17 protein-coding genes are annotated in these 15,406 nt (G+C 28.6%); 1 reads left to right on the top strand and 16 read right to left on the bottom strand.

What is annotated here, in order from left to right:
* The 4 genes from HUJ77_RS04005 to HUJ77_RS03990 form a co-directional block, all read right to left on the bottom strand.
* A partial coding sequence (locus tag HUJ77_RS04005; protein WP_291707286.1) for a TRAM domain-containing protein occupies nucleotides 1-959 on the bottom strand: 959 nt, incomplete at its 3' end.
* Between the two features lie 18 nt (nucleotides 960-977).
* Nucleotides 978-1,322 (bottom strand): hypothetical protein, encoded by a 345-nt coding sequence (locus tag HUJ77_RS04000; protein WP_291707285.1) that lies wholly within the window; start codon nucleotides 1,320-1,322, stop codon nucleotides 978-980.
* A gap of 22 nt (nucleotides 1,323-1,344) precedes the next feature.
* Nucleotides 1,345-2,025: a hypothetical protein gene (locus tag HUJ77_RS03995; protein ID WP_291707284.1), complete on the bottom strand. Its 681-nt coding sequence runs from the start codon at nucleotides 2,023-2,025 to the stop codon at nucleotides 1,345-1,347.
* A 140-nt stretch (nucleotides 2,026-2,165) separates the two neighbouring features.
* Nucleotides 2,166-2,819, bottom strand: coding sequence for a helix-hairpin-helix domain-containing protein (locus tag HUJ77_RS03990; RefSeq protein ID WP_291707283.1), 654 nt, complete (start codon nucleotides 2,817-2,819; stop codon nucleotides 2,166-2,168).
* A 156-nt stretch (nucleotides 2,820-2,975) separates the two neighbouring features.
* Here HUJ77_RS03990 and HUJ77_RS03985 point away from each other — a divergent pair, with 156 nt between their 5' ends.
* Complete coding sequence (locus tag HUJ77_RS03985; protein ID WP_291707282.1) at nucleotides 2,976-4,259, top strand: D-alanyl-D-alanine carboxypeptidase family protein; 1,284 nt, start codon at nucleotides 2,976-2,978, stop codon at nucleotides 4,257-4,259.
* Nucleotides 4,260-4,287: 28 nt separating this feature from the next.
* Here the strand turns inward: HUJ77_RS03985 and HUJ77_RS03980 are convergent, their stop codons facing one another.
* The 12 genes from HUJ77_RS03980 to HUJ77_RS03925 all read right to left on the bottom strand — a co-directional run bounded on the left by HUJ77_RS03980 (nucleotide 4,288) and on the right by HUJ77_RS03925 (nucleotide 14,888).
* Nucleotides 4,288-5,184: an RluA family pseudouridine synthase gene (locus HUJ77_RS03980; protein ID WP_291707281.1), complete on the bottom strand. Its 897-nt coding sequence runs from the start codon at nucleotides 5,182-5,184 to the stop codon at nucleotides 4,288-4,290.
* A gap of 181 nt (nucleotides 5,185-5,365) precedes the next feature.
* A complete protein-coding gene (locus tag HUJ77_RS03975) occupies nucleotides 5,366-6,712 on the bottom strand; it encodes an LCP family protein (RefSeq protein WP_291707280.1) in 1,347 nt (448 codons plus the stop codon).
* Nucleotides 6,713-6,733: 21 nt separating this feature from the next.
* The gene (gene yqeK, locus HUJ77_RS03970) at nucleotides 6,734-7,300 is read right to left on the bottom strand and encodes a bis(5'-nucleosyl)-tetraphosphatase (symmetrical) YqeK (RefSeq protein ID WP_291707279.1); all 567 of its coding nucleotides are present in this window, start codon (nucleotides 7,298-7,300) and stop codon (nucleotides 6,734-6,736) included.
* A gap of 26 nt (nucleotides 7,301-7,326) precedes the next feature.
* Nucleotides 7,327-7,944 carry a nicotinate-nucleotide adenylyltransferase gene (gene nadD, locus HUJ77_RS03965; RefSeq protein ID WP_291707278.1) on the bottom strand — a complete coding sequence of 206 codons (618 nt, stop codon included), beginning with the start codon at nucleotides 7,942-7,944 and terminating at the stop codon, nucleotides 7,327-7,329.
* Between the two features lie 5 nt (nucleotides 7,945-7,949).
* Nucleotides 7,950-8,243 (bottom strand): ribosome assembly RNA-binding protein YhbY, encoded by a 294-nt coding sequence (yhbY, locus tag HUJ77_RS03960; protein ID WP_291707277.1) that lies wholly within the window; start codon nucleotides 8,241-8,243, stop codon nucleotides 7,950-7,952.
* 15 nt (nucleotides 8,244-8,258) lie between these two features.
* Complete coding sequence (gene obgE, locus HUJ77_RS03955) at nucleotides 8,259-9,548, bottom strand: GTPase ObgE (protein WP_291707276.1); 1,290 nt, start codon at nucleotides 9,546-9,548, stop codon at nucleotides 8,259-8,261.
* 214 nt (nucleotides 9,549-9,762) lie between these two features.
* Nucleotides 9,763-10,062, bottom strand: a complete 300-nt coding sequence (gene rpmA / locus HUJ77_RS03950; RefSeq protein ID WP_291707275.1) for a 50S ribosomal protein L27 — start codon at nucleotides 10,060-10,062, stop codon at nucleotides 9,763-9,765.
* Between the two features lie 4 nt (nucleotides 10,063-10,066).
* On the bottom strand, nucleotides 10,067-10,438 hold the full coding sequence (locus tag HUJ77_RS03945) for a ribosomal-processing cysteine protease Prp (protein WP_291707274.1): 372 nt from the start codon (nucleotides 10,436-10,438) through the stop codon (nucleotides 10,067-10,069).
* Nucleotides 10,439-10,443: 5 nt separating this feature from the next.
* Complete coding sequence (rplU, locus tag HUJ77_RS03940) at nucleotides 10,444-10,755, bottom strand: 50S ribosomal protein L21 (RefSeq protein WP_291707273.1); 312 nt, start codon at nucleotides 10,753-10,755, stop codon at nucleotides 10,444-10,446.
* 132 nt (nucleotides 10,756-10,887) lie between these two features.
* Nucleotides 10,888-12,336 carry a ribonuclease E/G gene (locus tag HUJ77_RS03935; protein ID WP_291707272.1) on the bottom strand — a complete coding sequence of 483 codons (1,449 nt, stop codon included), beginning with the start codon at nucleotides 12,334-12,336 and terminating at the stop codon, nucleotides 10,888-10,890.
* A 13-nt stretch (nucleotides 12,337-12,349) separates the two neighbouring features.
* A complete protein-coding gene (locus HUJ77_RS03930; RefSeq protein WP_291707387.1) occupies nucleotides 12,350-13,051 on the bottom strand; it encodes a TIGR03936 family radical SAM-associated protein in 702 nt (233 codons plus the stop codon).
* Complete coding sequence (locus tag HUJ77_RS03925; protein WP_291707271.1) at nucleotides 13,035-14,888, bottom strand: TIGR03960 family B12-binding radical SAM protein; 1,854 nt, start codon at nucleotides 14,886-14,888, stop codon at nucleotides 13,035-13,037. Before HUJ77_RS03925 ends, HUJ77_RS03930 begins: the two co-directional genes overlap by 17 nt.
* Between the last annotated feature and the right edge of the window lie 518 nt (nucleotides 14,889-15,406).

Raw genomic sequence — 15,406 nt, 5'->3', positions numbered from 1 at the left:
GTTCCTGTTCCACAATAAAGGTCAAATACAACCTTATCCTTTGATTCTCCTAAGTAATCTCTAACTATACTGTATAGGCTTTCTGCTCCCTTAGTATTAGTTTGGAAGAATGAGAAAGGAGATATTTTAAATTGTAATCCTAAAAGATTTTCTGTTATATAATCTTTTCCAAATAATAAATTAACCTTTTCTGGTACTACTGCATCTGAAAATGAATTATTTTCTGTATGTAAAACTGATACTAAATTACCTTTATAATTTTGATTTTTTAATATCTCTACATATTCAGATAAATCAAAGTCTATTTGAGTTGTAGTTACTAGGTTAACCATTAATTCACCAGTGTTAATTGCTTTTCTAATAACTAGGTGTCTCAAATATCCTTCTCTTTTCATAACTCTATAATAAGGTAAGCCTTTAGCTCTAAAATAATCTACAGTAACCTTAATTAAAGTTCTAAAATCTTCATCTACTATTAAGCATTTATCTACTGTAATAATTCCAAAGGATTTCCCCTTCATATGCATTCCAAGAGTTAGTTCTCCACCTTTTTCAAAATCTCCAAAGGTAAATTCCATCTTATTTCTGTATTCCCATTGTTCCTTGCTTCCTACAATTCCCTTGTAGTTGTTAAGTGGTAAATTAGCTTCTTCAAATAAAGCTTTAAATTCTTCGCTTAATAATTCTAATTGTTTTTCGTAAGTTAAATTTTGTGATGTACATCCACCACAAATTCCAAAATGCTCACAAGATGGACTTATTTCATAATCTGCTCTTTCATCCACTGAAGTAAGCTTTAATTCTGCAAAGGCTTCTCTTTTCTTTTTAACTCTACCAGTTACAGTTTGACCTGGAAAAGCACCCTTTACATATATTTTTTTACCTTCTAAGCTTCCAATCCCTGTTGATGGAAACTCTGTTTTATCTATTTTTACTTGAATAGTACTTCCTTTTCTCATGTTAACTCCTAAGTAAAATTATTTTAACATTGTCTTTCTTCCAATAGTATCATTTAATTTAGTTGATGCACAAATTGGTCCATATATTACATTTACTATTACGTACATAATTAAGAACATAGGCTCTCTTGATGCGATATAAAAACCAAATAATTTTAATATTAAATCTGTTACTATTAATAATAGTAATGCTAGTGAAATACTTATAATTTGATCTATTACTCCAGCTAAAATTCTTTTAAGGAACCTTGATACTTTACTATCCTCTTCACCTTTTGTTTTCTCAATTACTTCTTCTATTGATTTATTTTCTTCCATAACTTCTTTTATTACTTCTTCGTTGTTTAATTTATTATTGTCCAAATTTGCATCCTCCTAAATAAAATTAATTTTTGAAATTATATGTTTTGGAATCTATTTTGTATAATAAAAAGTCATCCTTAATTATTATTGTTTCAACTAATCCGTTTAAATTAGTTTCTATAGTTCCATCAGCATCATTATTTTTAACTATATCTTTTATTTTTTCGTTTATTTCAGAGTAATCTCTATCAACATTATTAGTCATAGCTTCTGAAAAAATTGCTATTGAAGTTTCCTTTAAATCAAATTTATCTTCTTCTTTAATTTGATCTAAATCTAACTTAAATCCCATTTTCATATTTAAGGTTCCAGTTGCCATATCTGTACCATATGTTTTAAAACCATAATACATACTTTCCATTCTGTTTGGTTCTGGATTTAAATTATCAGAATAAACGTATTTCTCATTTACACTTTGATTATTTTCTTCTTTAATTTTTTCTTCTTTTGTATACTCTAATCCATAGAAGTTAGCTGCTTCCTCAATTCTAGATGTTATTTCATCATTTAATTGAGTTACCTCTTCTATAGTGTAATCATTTGCCCATACTCCTTCGCCTATAAAAGCTTTTTCTTTTTTGTCACTTTCGGCATTTTCCTCTACTGTTATTTCACTTTTTTCATTCTTGGAATCTGGACTGCATGCTACTAAAGAAACAATAGTTACCCCACTTAAAATTGCTATTAATATTTTTTTAATCATAATATCCTCCTTAGGATGCATCCTTTGTAAATCTTATTTTTTTATTTTTTCCTAAATTCATCTTATTATATCACTAAAGACTTTATATTAAAAGTGTTTGACACCTATCTGACATATTACCATAGAAGAAAGTAAATATATCAAATGCTTATTTTATCCTTTATTTTTTCAAAGGTTTTATCTCCTATACCATCAACATTTTTAATATCTTCTATTGATTTAAAGCCTCCATTTTTTTCTCTATAATCTATTATGCTTTGAGCCTTTACAGCACCTACTCCATTTATTTTTTGTAAATCACTTAAAGATGCAGAATTAATATTTATGATTCCGTCATTAGAAGTATTGACTTCACTGTTTATTACAGCTCCATTAGTAACACTATCATTATCAGGAATAACTATAAGTTGATTATCTCTTAACTTATCTGCTCTATTGATTTTATTTATATTAGCTTTTTCTGTTAATCCTCCAGCAATGTCAATTAAATCTCTTATTATACTTCCCTCTTGGATTTCATATACATCAGGCTTCTTAACTTCCCCTTTAATTTCTACCAATATCTTATTCTTATTTGGAATAACTACATTACTTCCACTAGACTGAATGTATTCTTCCTCTAAATTATTTTCTTTTTCTTCATCTTCTACAAATATATTTTTCATATACTCATCTTTAAATACCTTTGATTTATTTTTCCCATATAAATAAAAAGATGTAATGATGCAAAATAAAGATAAAATAATTAATATACAATTTCTTAAATTAAATATACTCTTTACCTTTTGGTCCATTTTTCCCTCCAATTAAATAATTATTCCTTATAATTATTAACTAATTTTAAAAAAACTAACTGTTTTTACTTAATTATTTATAAATTATAGAAAGATTCTATTTTTTTTGATAAAATATTTTTGTCTATATGAAATAGTTAATGTGGGAGATTTATTATGAAAAATTTATTAAGAAAATTTCTTCTATCCACTTTATTGATAAGTAGTGTCTTTACTAGCTTTAATTTAGTGAAAGCTAGTGCTACTGAATTACCTCCTGTTTATTCAGAAGGTGCAGTTTTAATGGATGGAAGAACGGGGAAAATACTTTATGCAAAAAATGAACATAATCAATACGAGCCTGCCTCAACAACTAAAGTAATGACAGCATTAGTTGTTCTTGAGAAGGTTAAATTAACTGATAAAGTTACTATAGGGGAAAACCCTCCTTTAGTTGATGGTTCTGCAATTGGTATTCAAAAAGGGGAAGTATATACTGTTGAAGAGCTTATGCTTGGGCTTTTATTAGAATCAGGGAATGATTGTGCTGAAGCATTAGCTGAATATGTTGCTGGTTCTAATGAAGAATTTGCTAAGCTAATGAATGATAAAGCAAAAGAACTTGGAGCTTTAAATACAAACTTTAAAAATCCTAGTGGTCTTCATGAAGATGGACATGTAACAACTGCTTATGATTTAGCTCTTATAATGAAAGCTGCTGCACATAATGATGAATTTGTAAGAATTGCTAAAACTGAATATTATAAATACGTAAATCAACCTTTTTCTGATGGTAGTGAAAAATGGGCAACCAATAGAAATCAATTATTCAATGAGTATAGTCCTTATTTTTATGATAATGCATATTGTGGAAAGAATGGATATACGCCTGAAGCTAATCATGCCTATACTGCTGCTGCAGTAAAAGATGATCAAATGATGATAGGAGCATTTATAAATGCTGTAGATAAAGATAACTTTTATACTAATATAGGTCCATTATTTGATTATGGTTTTGATAATTTTGAAACAGTAAAGCTAATTAGTGAAAATCAACAATTAGATAGCTACAAAATTAATGATACTATAACTCTTCCTTTATTAGCTAAAAGTGACTTTTATTATACTAAATCTAAGGCTGAAGAAGCACCTAAATATACAATTGAATATGATAAAATTGATATAAGTAAACAAGATATTAATGTAAATGATACATTGTTTAAGGCTAAAATTAACATTGCTGGAGAAACTGTTTCTACAATAGATTTAATAAGTGGAGCTGATCGAGAGTATACTAGTGAAATTGTTTTAAAAGAAACTCTTTCAGATTTTCTTAAGAAGCCAAGCAATATAGTTTATGCTTTGATTTTATTATTTATTTCCCTTATATTACTAAGGGTTGTATTACTATCTATTAAAAGAAAAAGGATAAGAAGAAACCGTCCTAGATTTAATAGATAATAAAAAGGAGCTGTATAGCTCCTTTTTATTATCTAATTTTATTAATTAAATTTTCTATATCCTTAGGTAAGCTTGCTCTTAAGGTTAAAGGATTCTTGGTTCTTGGGGATTTAAAATCTAATCCATAAGCATGAAGTGCTTGCCTTGTTATAATTTCATTATCTTCTTCATTTCCATATAAGGTATCTCCCCAAATAGGATGCCCTAATGAGCTTAAATGAACTCTAATTTGATGGGTTCTTCCTGTTTCTAGTAAACATTCTACTAAGTCAGAGTCTTTAAATCTTTCTATAACCTTATAATGTGTTATACTTCTTTGCCCTCTATCATCAATAACTCTTCTTATAGTACCTTCTTCCTCTGGTCTATAAATAGGTAAATCTATAGTTCCTTCTATATTTTCCATATGACCATGTACTACAGCTAAATATCTTTTTTCAACATTATTTAAGCTCATTTCCTTAGATAATTCCATATGTGCGTATTGATTTTTAGCAATTATTATTAATCCTGAAGTATCCATATCTAGTCTACTTACTAATCTAACTATGCATTTTTGATTACTTTCTTTAAAGTAATACATTAAAGCATTTGCTAAAGTACCACTTTGATGCCTTTTAGTTGGATGTACTACCATATTAGGTTCCTTATTTACTACTATTATATCTTCATCTTCATAAATGATATCTATAGGAATATTTTCTGGATCTATGTTTTGTGTTTCATCCTTCATTAAATTAATTAATATACTATCATTACCCTTTAAAATATAATTCATTTTAACAGCTTTATTATTAGCAAATATTCTCTTGTCTATAGAAGCTCCTCTAATTAATCTTGAAGAAAGTCCAAGTTCTTCTTTTAAATATTCTCTTATTTTTCTTCCTTGGTACTCTTTAGGAACTACTTTTTTAATAGTACTCATATACTCCTCCAAATTAAATGTAAAATGTAAAATTACTGAAGATAGATTTTAGGAGCTGTCATAAACAGCTCCTAAGTTAAATGTAGAATTATTGATGTAATTTGTTCTAAATTACTAAAAATTTATTTAGAAACTCCTATAGGAGTTTCATCTTCAATTCTACATTTTTCATTTTTCATTCTTAATTAAATAAGTTGTAATCTTCTCCTAGAAGTATTACTGCATCATATTTCTTATATTCTGAGATGCTTATCTTCTCAGACTTATTTATATCTGTATCACTCTTTAATAGCTCTTTTAATTCTTTATTATCTGTTTGTATTGTACTTTTAGAAACTTCAGTAGTATTACCAACTTCAATATTTACATAACCTAATGATTGAAGCTTATCTCTAGCAGTAGAAGCTAAACCATTTATTTTAGTTCCATTTAAAACTAAAATGTCTAATTCATCTCTTTTTATAGATGTGATACTATCTACTTCTGATGGATTATCAGCATTTAAAGCATTTATTAATTCCATATTATCTTCTTTATAAGAAACTAAAAATTCTTGACCATAGATATTTTCTGGCACACCTTGAAGTGTTGTCATAATTATATCAGATGAATTTAATCTTATTACCTTCATTCCTAATGAAATTAATTTGTTAGCTGGAATATTAGTATCAACATTATCACTAATAACTTTAAGTATATTTGGAGCCTTAAATACTATACTAGGACTTAAAACCTTTTTTAGTAACTTGTTCATAAGTAATTGTTGATTTTTAATTCTATCTAAATCACCATTTACAAATCCTGAACCATCATTATTTTGTCTCCATCTAAAAAACTCTTCAGCTTTTTTCCCATCTAAATGTACTGTTTCTCCAGCAGTAAAGTTTATATGAAGATCTTGTTCTTCGTCATCATAAAACATATCCTGTTCTATTGTCATATCTACTCCACCAAGAGCATCAACAACACTTCTAAATGCATTATAATCCACTTCTACAATATAATTAATATCTATATCTAATAATGATTCAACATGAGTAGTTATTTCTTCTTCTCCACCTAAAGCATATGCTGAATTGATTTTCCAATATCTTTGATACTCTCCTGTATCTAAATACGCATCTACTTCAATCATAGTATCTCTTGGCACCGAAACTAAATGAACCTTCTTAGTGTTAGGATTATAGTTAAATACCATTATGGTATCACTTCTTCTGATGGACTTATTGGCTTGATTATCAGTATCTCCCACATCCATACCTAAAATTAAGATATTAATTGAATCCTTTGAAGATGATGGTGCTATTCCATTTCCTAGTTTATTTGTTTTCAATCCTGAAATAAAAGAATATGCATATATCACTCCAGCAAATATAAAAATGAACATAAGAGTAATTATAGAAAATAATATTCTCTTTCTTCTTCTTTTTCTCTTTTTAGCTTCAATTGCTTTTCTTCTTTTTATTCTTTCTTCTCTAGTAAGTTGTCTTTTTTCTCTACTTCCAACATCTTCCCTAATATTACCCATCATTAATTCCCCTTTAAATAATTACTTATGCAGCAATAAATAATTTCTTGCCTTAATACTATTTATATCAATAGCAACACCCTTATTTAACAAGTACTTTATAGTATGATTTAAACCTTGAAGAACACCATTATCTAAATCTTTAAAGGTTTCTCTTCTTAGATTATCCACACCTGGAAAATTTCTATTCGGTTCTATCATATCTGCCATATAGATTACTTTATCTAATTTACTCATATTTTCTTTACCAGTAGTATGCCATCTCATAGCACTTAAAATTTCTTCGTCTTCTATTCCAAAAACATCTTTAGCAACTATAGGACCAACCATACTATGCCAAAGCTCTTGATTATTTTCTTCATCATAAGATAGCTCTATATTATTTTCCTCTAAAATATCCTTTAATTCATAAATTGTCATATTTTTAGCTATATCATGTGCTAAAGCAGCAATTTCTGCTTTCTTTTCATCTACCTCGTTAATTTTGGCTAATCTTATGGCTGTGTCAACTACCCCTAATACGTGAATATATCTATTCTCAATTAAGTTATTTTTAAGGTAGACTTTCATTTCGTCTGTACTAATCATAATTCTCTCCTTAAATATCACTTTTATTAGAGCTTAATATTGTTACAATAATTATATATATTATTCTCTTTAATAAAATTTAAAACCTCTTTAGAAAGAAAAAAGTCAACTCTTTTGCCTTTCTCTATTCTTTCTCTAATCATAGAGGATGAAATTTCTAAGTCTATTATATCTAAAAATTTTATACTTGTGTTAAACTTCATTTCAATTTTATCTTTTTGAATTATTAAGTTTTTCTTACTGTAACCAGGTCTATTAAATACTACTAACTTTGAAAGCTTAAATATCTCTTCTGGTTTCTTCCACTTTTCAATATCCATAAGACAATCAGCACCTGTAATGAAATATAATTCATTCTCCTCTGACTTAAACTTTTCTAAGGTTTCATAAGTATAGCTATATCCTGTTTTATGAATTTCGTAATTGCTTATTTCAAAATCCTCATAATTTTTAATAGCTTCACAAACCATATTATACCTTAAGGAAGCCTCTAATACCTCATTATTCTTTTTATGAGGTGGGCTTCCTGCTGGCATAAATATTATTTTATCTAAGTTTAATTGGTTTTTAGCCTCATATGCTATATACAAATGTGCTAAATGAATAGGATTAAAGGTTCCTCCTAATATACCAATTTTACTCATATTATTTACCTAGGTAATTCTATCTTAGGTTTTTTTGAGGATTTTTTATATAAAACTATTTTACTACCAATTGCTTGAATACCTTCGCAATTAATCTTTTCACATATTTCATTTGATGCTTCTCTAGCAGCTAAGCCACTATTTTCTAGCACCTTTATCTTAATTAATTCTCTTGCTTCTAAAGCTTCTTCTAATTGATTTAAGAAAGCTTCTTCTATTCCATTCTTTCCTATTTGAAATATAGGATCCATATTATTTGCAAGGCCTCTTAAATAAGCTCTTTGTTTCCCTGTTATCATCTTATTCCTCCTAAATTATAGTACATATTCAAATTCAAAATCATTAAGTCTTACTACATCGCCATCTTCAATTCCCATTTCTCTAAGGGTATCAAATACTCCCTTATTTCTTAATACTTTATGGAAATATCTTAATGAATCAGCATCATGTATATTAACTGAGTTTAATAATCTATCTACAAACGATCCATAAACTACATATATTTTATTTCCTTCTTCACCATCTTCAATAGAAACATCGTAAGTGAATCTCTTTTCTTCTTGAACATATCTTTCTTCTTCACTAATTTCTAATTCTGTTATTGGAATTTCTGAAAGCATTCTTCCTGCTTCTTTAATAATTGTATCTACTCCAGCTTTAGTAGCAGCTGACATCTTAAATACTTTATCAAAGCCTAATTCATTTACCTTTTTCTTAAATTCTTCATAAACTTCTTCGTCGTAAAGCATATCTGCCTTATTTGCCACAACTATTTGTGGTCTATCCCAAAGTTTAACTGAATACTTTTTAAGTTCTTCATTTATTTTAACAAAATCATCAAAAGGATCTCTTCCTTCAATTCCTGATATATCAACTACATGTATTAATAGTCTAGTTCTTTCTATATGTCTTAAGAATTCTAAACCTAAACCAACACCTTCTGCAGCTCCTTCTATTATTCCTGGAATATCTGCCATAACAAAGGCATTGATTCCTTCTGCTTTAACTACACCTAAATTTGGCTTTAATGTAGTAAAGTGATAGTTTGCTATCTTTGGTTTAGCTGCTGTAACTGTTGAAAGGAATGTTGACTTTCCTACATTTGGGAAACCTACTAATCCTACATCTGCTAATAATTTAAGTTCTAATGTAATCCATCTTTCTTCTCCAGGCATACCAGGTTCAGCAAAATGAGGTGCTTGCCTAGTAGGTGTACAGAACTTACAATTTCCTTTTCCACCTTTTCCACCTTTTGCGATTACAAAAGTATCATCCTTATGAGAAAGATCTGCTATAATCTTATTAGTTTCAAAATCTCTAACAATTGTTCCCATAGGAACTTTTATATGTAAATCGTCTCCGTCTTTTCCATAACACTTAGAGCCTTCACCTTTTCCACCAGCTTCAGCCACAAACTTCTTTTTATATTTAAAGTCTAAAAGTGTAGTTAAACCCGGGTCAACTTCAAATATAATACTTCCACCTTTTCCACCGTCTCCTCCATCAGGACCACCTAGTGGAATATATTTTTCTCTTCTAAAGGATACACATCCATTTCCTCCGTCTCCAGACTTAAGGAATATTTTCGCCTTATCTATAAACATAAAATCACCTATCTTTCATAAAATATTCTAACCCTATTTTTATTATTTCAATCTTCTTAAGGTTTATTATAACATATTGTTTTCTAATTCTTATATAATACTCAAATGGACAATTGACAGTGTACAATGGGCAAGCTTATTCATTGTCAATTGCCCACTCTTGCTGTTTTATAAAATAAAGCACCCTAAGCTAGGGTGCTTTATAAAAATAATATTATTCTGCTATTTCTTCAAGATTTACTGGGTAAATACTAACTTTTTTCTTATCTCTACCCATTCTTTCAAATCTAACGATTCCGTCTTCTTTAGCAAATAGAGTGTCATCTCCACCCTTACCAACATTAGTTCCTGGGTGAATCTTTGTTCCTCTTTGTCTAACTAAGATGTTACCAGCTAAAACGAATTCTCCGTCAGCAGATTTAACGCCTAATCTCTTAGATTCTGAATCTCTACCATTCTTTGAGCTACCTACCCCTTTTTTGTGGGCAAATAATTGAAGGTTCATCATTAACATACTATTACACCTCCTCTTTAAATAATCTTATATATTCGCTATACTTATTATTTCCAAATTGTAATTTAATAGATTCCATCAAGCTTTCTATACTTTTTTCAAAAGTTAAAAGTAATACTTGAGTTTTCTCTATTTCTTGGTTTTCAAGATTTGATAAATTTATATGTAAAAATCCATCATTGATACTATACTTAACTTTAAGCTTTAATACCTCTTCAATGCCTATTATAACACTTTGAGATAATACAGAAACTGAATTGCAAATTAAATCATATGCATCTCCACTTTTCTCTATTTCAGCCTTAGATAAAGCATGACCTTCTATCTTAAATCCAAGTCTTAAATTTTCTTTTTCATAAATCTTAACTTTAATCATGATAATTAAGCTTCGATTTTTTCAATTACTAACTTAGTGTATGGTTGTCTGTGACCAGTTTTCTTTCTGTAGTCTTTTTTAGCCTTATACTTGAAAACTGTTATTTTCTTAGCTTTACCTTGAGATAAAACCTTAGCTACAACCTTAGCACCTTCTACAACTGGTGTACCAACTTTTAAAGCATCACCATTTGAAACTGCTAATACTTCTGTTAATTCAACTGTTGAGTCAACTTCAGCGTTAAGTTTTTCAACGAATATTACGTCTCCTTCTTGAACTCTGTATTGTTTTCCTCCTGTAGATAATACTGCGTACATTAAAAACACCTCCTCTTATTACGGTTTCGCCAACCGAGGTACAAAGTTTCAAACTTTGTTTATATAAAAACCTCTTATGCGCGGTTTAACAAATGCTATTTTACCACACTATTATGTAGATTGTAAAGCAATTTATTCATATTTTTCATAAGCTTTCACAAGATAATTTTTTACATTTTCCTTTTGACTATTAAATATTAAAGGTTCAATTTTATAACCCTCAATTCCATCTACAAAATTCAAATAAATTTCATTATCTAATGAACTTATATTTGATAAAAATGAAAATTCATCTCCTCTAACTATATCTTCATAATTTTTATCTAATTGGATATAAAAAGAATTTATTGAATTTTCCTCTTGTGCTTTAATCACTTCGTTTTTAATTAATTTTTCTATATATGATAGCTTTAATACAAAGCCTTCCTTGTGGCATCTTTTGCAGCCTTCTTCTAAATATTCATATATAGACTTTCCTCTTCTCTTTCTAGCAATTTGAACTAAATCTAGTTCTGTAAATGGAAACACCTTAACATTTCCCTTATCTGCTTTTAAAGAATTTTTTAAAGCTTCCATAACTAAAGCCTTTTGCGAATAATCTCTCATATCTATAAAATCTATAACTATTATTCCAGCTAAATTTCTAAGTCTAATTTGCCTTCCAATTTCATAAGCAGCTTCTAAATTAGTTTCAAGTATAGTCTTATCAAAGCTTCTTCCCTTAATGTTTTTAGAAGAATTTACATCTATAACATACATGGCTTCTGTTTTATCAATAACTATATTCCCACCACAATTTAGAGCAACCTTCTTGTGTCTAAGCTTTAATATTTCTTTTTCTATTCCATAATGTTCAAATATACTTATATTTTCATCATATTTTTCAATAATTATATCTTCATTAGATTTTAGATTTAAAGATATTTCTTTTAAATCTTCATCATCATTTGAAATTATCTTACATTGCGTTCCTAGGTTATCTACAATTACTTTGTTTAAAATAATGTTTTCTCCATATACCTTACCTAAATTAAGACTATATCTTAACTTACTTATAAGAATATCAAACTCTTCCAATAATTTAATTTTCTCTTCTAATAACTCTTCACTTGAAGCAGTTACTGATTCAGTTCTCATAGTTATGCCATAACCATCTATTTCATTAATAATTTTATAAATCCTATTTTTTTCATCTGGACTATTAATTCTCTTTGAAAAGCTAATTCCACTTCCCCCTAGGGTTAATACCATAAACCTACCTGGAATACTTACATTTTTACTTACCTTAGCCCCTTTATTATTTAAGGGTTCTTTTATTATTTCTACTAGAATTTCATCACCTTTTTTTATTCCAGTATCTTTAAGCTCATTGCTATAATACATATAAGCTTCTTTTTCTAGACCAATATCTACAAAAATGGAATTTATAGCAGGGACTATATTTTTCACTCTTCCCTTATAAATCTCTCCTATTTTAGGTTCTTTAGAAACTTCTTCAAAGAAGCAATCTACAAGTTTTCCATTTTCTTTTATAGCAATTCTTAAAAGCAATTCATCTCTTTCAATGAAAATTTCTCTCATAAAATACACTTCCCTAAATAAATTTATATATTGGCATGTATTTATCATTAGTTAATACATACATTTCTTCTCTCTTTATATCTACAAATGCATCTTCTTCTATTTCAGGAATATTATTTTTTATATAACTAGCCACTAAATCTGGTGATAAATGCTCTCTACTACCTGAAGAAACTACTATATTAATAACTAACTCCTCATTATTTATCCAATATTTCATTTCTTTAATCATAGTTTTTAGGTTTACTTCTTTTTCACCTTTTTTGCTTTTCTTTATAGTAGTCCATTGGCTTTCTTTTTCTAAAGCCTTCATTTTTTCTTCTACTATATTTGCATCTTTACATATCATCTTCACAGTAAATCTAGCAGCATCTACTAAAGCCATAGTTTGAGGAAGCTTCTTTTCCCCTTCCTTAGTAACTACTTTTTTAGCATTTAAGAACTTAATTCCTGATGCAGTTTTTTCGTTTAATCTATTAATTATTTCATCTTCACTTAATTCTTCAACTAATACTATATCCATATATTCAGCATCAGAGTATACTCCAACAGATAAAGGCTGTGCTATTGACATTGCCATATGAGGATTAAATCCCTTTGAATATTCCATTGGAAGATCTGCTCTTCTTATTACCCTTTGAATTGTTCTCATTAAATCCAAATGAGATATAAATTTAATACTAGATTCTTTAGTAAACTTAATTACATAACGCACCTTCAAAACACTTCCCTTCTTTAAAGTTTACATTTACTCCACAACCTGTACAACCTTTTCTACAGTTTTGAGTAAGTTCTGCTTTTTTAGCTTTTTCATTTTCAACTTCTAAATATCTTCTATTAACTCCAATATCTATAAAGTCCCAAGGAAGTATTTCATCGTAATTTCTATCTCTGTATACATAGAAATCTTCATCTATATTACATTCTTTCATAGCTTCCATCCATAGGTTATAATCAAAGTACTCTGACCATCCATCAAATTTAGCACCTTTTTCAAAGGCTTTAATTAATAGGTCACAAGTTTTTCTATCTCCTCTTGCAAATACAGCTTCCATAAAGGATGTCTTTTGCTCATGGTAGCTATAATGTATAGCTCTAGTTTTTATAGCACCCTTAACTGCATCAATCTTTTTCCATACTTCTTCTGGTCTAGCCATTGGTGCCCATTGGAATGGTGTAAATGGCTTTGGTACAAGTATTGATGTACTTACATTAATCTTTAATCCTTTTTGTCTCTTATCCTTATTGATTCCATAATAAACAGCAGCCATTTTTTCAGCAAGTTCTCCAATTCCAGCTGCATCTTCTAATTCTTCATAAGGAAGACCTAGAATAAAGTATAGCTTAATTGTGCTCCAGCCTGATTCAAAGGCACTTTTAGTTGCTTCTAATATTCTTTCTTCAGTTAATCCTTTATTTATTATGTCTCTCATTCTTTGAGACCCAGCTTCTGGAGCAAAAGTTAATCCTGTTTTTCTAACCTTTTGGATTTCTTTTATTAAATCAACTGAAAAGGCATCTACTCTAATAGATGGAAGAGCAACACCAACATTTTTATCTCCATGCTCTAAAATTAAGCTGCTTACAAGGTTTTGTATATCTGAATAATCACAAATACTTAATGAAGCTAATGAAACTTCTTGATAACCAGTAGCTTCAATCATCTTTTTAGCTTGATCTAATAAAGTATTTGTTGTTTTCTCTCTAACTGGTCTATAAATCATCCCTGCTTGACAGAATCTACATCCATTAGTACATCCTCTTGAAGTTTCTAGAACTACTCTATCATGTACTATTTCAGAATAAGGAACTATCATATCTAGTGGGAATTCTACTTTATCAAAATTATTAACTATTCTTTTCTTTATGGTAGCTGGAACATCTTCGTATTTAGGTTTAAATTCCTTTATAGTTCCATCTTCATTATAAGTAACATCATATAATGAAGGCACATATATTCCTTCAATTTTAGATATTTCTCTTAAAAACTCTTTTTTCTTTCCTTTGCCCTTGTACTTTTTATATACATCTAGGACATCATTCATCATTTCTTCACCCTCACCAATTTCGAAGAAATCAACTATGTCGTATAGGGGCTCTGGATTATATGCACAAGGACCTCCAGCCATAATTATTGGCTCTTCTTCTCCTCTTTCTGAAGCTCTGTATGTAATTCCTGCCATATCAAGCATATTTAATATATTTGTATAGCTCATTTCATATTGAAGTGTAAATCCTAATATATCAAATGCTGTAAGTGGATCCTTAGTTTCTAAAGTCATTAATGGAATCTCATTTTTTCTAAGCTCCGCTTCCATATCTGGCCATGGTGCAAAAACTCTTTCACAATATGTATCTTTTCTTTGATTTATTGTATGATAAAGTATTCTTGTTCCTAAATGTGACATTCCTACTTCATATACATCTGGGAAACAAAAAGCAAATCTAATATCAACATCTTTTGGATTTTTTACTACTTGATTTAACTCTCCACCAACATATCTTGATGGTTTCTCAACCTTATATAGAATATGGTCAGTAATTTTTTTCATAATACTTCCTCCTAGAACGAGAATTAAAAAAACCGCAAGTATAAATTAAGAATGTAAAATGTATACTGTAGAATTATTGAAGTAATTTGTTTCAAATTACAAAAATATATCTATTTTAAAAACTCCTTAAGGAGTTTTTACATTAATTTTTCATTATTAATTTTTCATTTTTCATTCCTTCGCGGCTTTTATATCCTTAACATTCTAGCATATATAATAATAAAGGTAAAGAAACTATACTTACTACTGCAAATTAAGTATTTATAACCTATATGATAGATTTATCCTAATTATTTGTTTCAAATTTCCATAATTAATAATTAAGAAAATCCTTATTAAGTTTTCCTATCTATTTAACATTTTTAATTCTTCTTTTTGCATTTTCTTACATTCTATCATTTATAAATGTAAAGGAGCTGTCTCAACAGCTCCTAAATTAAAACTGTAGAATGTAAAATATAGAATTATTGATGTAATTCCAAAGGAATTACTAAAAAGATATATATTTTAGAAACTCC

Source organism: Clostridium sp., from assembly GCF_021443865.1.
Classification (GTDB): domain Bacteria; phylum Bacillota; class Clostridia; order Clostridiales; family Clostridiaceae; genus Clostridium.
Note: the sequence above shows the minus strand (reverse complement) of the source record. Positions and strands in the feature narration are given on the sequence as shown.